This is a genomic window from Microbulbifer mangrovi (genome assembly GCF_002009015.1).
Classification (GTDB): domain Bacteria; phylum Pseudomonadota; class Gammaproteobacteria; order Pseudomonadales; family Cellvibrionaceae; genus Microbulbifer; species Microbulbifer mangrovi.
In genome coordinates this window covers 1-369 of the sequence record NZ_LZDE01000028.1, presented here as the reverse complement: position 1 = coordinate 369, position 369 = coordinate 1, and the positions used below count along the sequence as shown (strand labels likewise).

At 46.6% G+C, this 369-nt stretch carries 1 protein-coding gene; it reads right to left on the bottom strand.

What is annotated here, in order from left to right:
- On the bottom strand, nt 1-268 hold a 268-nt coding region (locus tag B4U49_RS19195), incomplete at its 3' end, for a hypothetical protein (protein ID WP_204902941.1).
- Between the last annotated feature and the right edge of the window lie 101 nt (nt 269-369).

The following is a 369-nucleotide window of genomic DNA, read 5'->3' as shown; positions in this document are numbered from 1 at the left end:
TAACGTTCGGTTTAGGGGCGGCTGGAGCGTAGCGTAAGCCGTCCCAGCCGCGCTGTTCGCGGCGATTACAACCGCTTGTTAGGTGTTTCACACTTCTCTTGCTATGCGTCGCTTGGCAACGGCTTTCCAGGCCTTTTTGCGCAGTACATACAGCTAGGATCACCGCATCTTTTCTCGAGCCAAACATTACAATTTGGACAAAAATACGCGTCGTAGATGTCGTAATAAATACGAGCTGAATTACATTGATGACATAAAAAATCCTCATCAATGTGCCCCGTGATAGTTACCTTATTGCCAATTGTTACAGTGCCCGTTTCTTCACTTTCCTTTAGGAATTCACTTGAATCCATGTAGACACCTAACGCC